The organism is Methylobacterium sp. WL103, assembly GCF_008039885.1.
In the GTDB taxonomy this organism is placed as follows: domain Bacteria; phylum Pseudomonadota; class Alphaproteobacteria; order Rhizobiales; family Beijerinckiaceae; genus Methylobacterium; species Methylobacterium cerastii.
In genome coordinates, this window is the sequence record NZ_VRUX01000656.1 from 1 (window position 1) to 2,233 (window position 2,233).

General features: G+C 74.6%; 3 protein-coding genes. All 3 read left to right on the plus strand.

Going from position 1 to position 2,233, the window contains the following annotated elements; translation table 11 throughout:
* Positions 1-525: biotin-dependent carboxyltransferase family protein (locus FV222_RS23820; protein ID WP_147815805.1), on the plus strand; the 525-nt coding region annotated here is incomplete at its 5' end.
* Positions 526-581: 56 nt separating this feature from the next.
* A complete protein-coding gene (locus tag FV222_RS23825) occupies positions 582-1,403 on the plus strand; it encodes an FAD binding domain-containing protein (protein WP_147815807.1) in 822 nt (273 codons plus the stop codon).
* On the plus strand, positions 1,400-2,233 hold an 834-nt coding region (locus FV222_RS23830; RefSeq protein WP_147815806.1), incomplete at its 3' end, for a 2Fe-2S iron-sulfur cluster-binding protein. The genes FV222_RS23825 and FV222_RS23830, both read left to right, overlap by 4 nt.

Here is a 2,233-nt window from a genome sequence, read left to right on the forward strand (position 1 = left end):
GCGCAGGCCCTGGTCGCGCCCTGGCTCGACCGGCCGGCGGAGGTGATCCGCGTCGTGCTCGGACCGCAGGACGACGCCTTCGCGCCGGACCAGATCGCAGCCTTCCTCGCCGGCCTGTGGACGGTCGGCGGGCGCGGCGACCGCATGGCCTGCTTCCTCGACGGCCCGCGCCTGACCCATGCGCGCGGCCACGACATCGTTTCGGACGGCATCGCCATGGGCGCGATCCAGGTGCCGGGCGAGGGCCTGCCGATCGTGCTGATGGCCGACCGCCAGTCGACCGGCGGCTACCCGAAGATCGCGACCGTGATCGGCCCCGACCTCGGGCGGCTGGCGCAGGCCCAGGCCGGCGCGCGGCTGCGCTTCTCCGCCGTCTCGGTCGCCGAGGCCGTCGCCGCCCGCCGGGCGGAGGCCGCCTGCCTCGTCCCCGACATCCAAACGGAGCCGGTGATCCGTACCGCGTTCCCGTCCGAGCTGCTGCTCGGCCTCAACCTCGTGGGCGGCGTGATCGACGCGAAGGGGTGATGGTGCGACGCCAGCCGCGCAAGCGGTTGGACGAAGACTTGCTTGGGCACGGCGACATGGATCTCGACACGATCACCTCCGTCCTGACGCCGCGGGAGCCCAGTGCGCTGCCGGGCTGGCGCCCGGGCGACGCATGGCTCGCCGGCGGCACCTGGCTGTTCTCTGAGCCGCAGCCGCATCTGGCCCGGCTGATCGACCTCACCGGCCTGGCGCTGCCGCCGAGCGCGGCGACCGAGGCCGCTTTGAGCCTGTCGGCCACCTGCACCATCGCCGCCCTCGACCGCATCGAGTTGCCGCGGGCCTGGATCGCCGCGCCGCTGGTCGGGCAGTGCTGCCGGGCGCTGCTCGGCTCGTTCAAGATCTGGAACCGGGCCACGGTCGGCGGCAACCTCTGCCTCGCCTTGCCTGCCGGGCCGATCATCGCACTCGGCGTGGCGCTTGACGGCGTCTGCACCATCCGCACCGGCGCGGGCGGCGAGCGCCGCATGGCGGTGGCCGACTTCGTGCTCGGGCCGCAGACGACCGCGCTCGCCCCGGACGAAGTCCTGCTGCGCCTCGACATGCCGGCGGCGGCCCTACGGCGGCGCACGGCCTTCCGCCGGATCTCGCTCAGCCCGAACGGCCGCTCCGGCGCCCTGCTGATCGGGACGCGGGACGCCGACGGCACGTTCGCCCTCACCGTCACGGCCGCCACCCGCCGCCCGGTGCGCCTCGCCTTCCCGAGATTGCCGGGCGCGGACGACCTCGCCGACGCCATCGCCGCGGGAATCGACGACGCGCTCTGGTACGACGACGTGCACGGCGCGCCGGACTGGCGGCGCCACGTCACCGGCCTGCTCGCCGAGGAGATCCGAGCCGAACTCGGGGACGCCGCATGAGGATCGTCGTCAACGGCCACGCCGAGGAGGTGGCCCCGCGCCCCGGCCAGTGCCTGCGCACCCTGCTGCGCGAGCGCGGCTGGTTCGGCGTCAAGAAGGGGTGCGACGCCGGCGATTGCGGCGCCTGCACGGTCCACCTCGACGGCGAGCCGATCCACAGCTGTCTCCTGCCGGCGTTCCGGGCCGGAGGGCGCGAGGTCACCACCATCGAGGGCCTGTCCGGCCCGTGCCAGCCGGGGCAGGGGGCATTGGATCGGGCGCCCGACGCCCTGCACCCGATGCAGGCGGCCTTCGTCGCGGCGCAGGGCTTCCAGTGCGGGTTCTGCACGCCGGGCATGATCATGACGGCGGCGGCCCTCGACCAGGGCCAGAAGCGCGACCTCGGCACGGCGCTGAAGGGCAACCTCTGCCGCTGCACCGGCTACCGCGCCATCCGCGACGCCATCGCCGGCATCGCCTCCGCCGAGGCGGCGAGCTTGCGCGATCCGATCGGCCGCAGCGTGCCCGCGCCCGCAGCGCCTGACGTGGTCTCGGGGCGCGCCGCCTACACCTTCGACCTGGCGATACCGGGCCTGCTGCACATGAAGGTGCTGCGCTCCGAGCACCCGCACGCGCGGATCGTCGCGATCGACCGCGAGGCCGCCCTGGCGCTACCGGGAATCGTCGCGATCTTCACCCATGCGGACGTGCCGGAGGCGCGCTTCTCCACCGGCCGCCACGAGAACCCGGCCGACGACGCGCCCGACACCCGCGTGCTCGACGACGTGGTGCGCTTCGTCGGCCAGCGCGTCGCCGCGGTGGTCGCCGAGACCGAAGCCGCGGCCGAGGCC

What these genes read in the sequence shown, in the direction of transcription:
- FV222_RS23825 (WP_147815807.1), top strand. Translation starts at nt 582, where the DNA reads ATGGATCTCGACACGATCACCTCCGTCCTGACGCCGCGGGAGCCCAGT.